Below are 312 nucleotides of genomic sequence, written 5' to 3' on the forward strand. Positions count from 1 at the left end.
AGGCCGCCGAACCGCTGTATCAAGAAGCGCTGGCGATGCGGCAAGCGCTGTTGGGCGATCGCCATCCGGATGTCGCCCAAAGCCTCAACAATCTCGCGGAACTCTATCGATCACAGGGCCGTTACGAGGCCGCCGAACCGCTGTACCAAGAAGCGCTGGCGATGAAGAAAGCGCTGTTGGGCGAGACCCATCCATCGGTCGCCACCAGCCTCAACAATCTCGCAGAACTCTATCGATCCCAGGGCCGTTACGAGGCCGCCGAACCGCTGTATCAAGAAGCGCTGGCGATGCGGCAAGCGCTGTTGGGCGATC

At 61.5% G+C, this 312-nt stretch carries 1 protein-coding gene; it reads left to right on the forward strand.

Annotated elements, in window-relative coordinates; genetic code table 11:
• On the forward strand, nucleotides 1-312 hold a 312-nt coding region (locus JUK32_RS21000), incomplete at both ends, for a tetratricopeptide repeat protein (protein WP_204140828.1).

Source organism: Halomicronema sp. CCY15110, from assembly GCF_016888165.1.
In the GTDB taxonomy this organism is placed as follows: Bacteria; Cyanobacteriota; Cyanobacteriia; order Phormidesmidales; family Phormidesmidaceae; genus Halomicronema.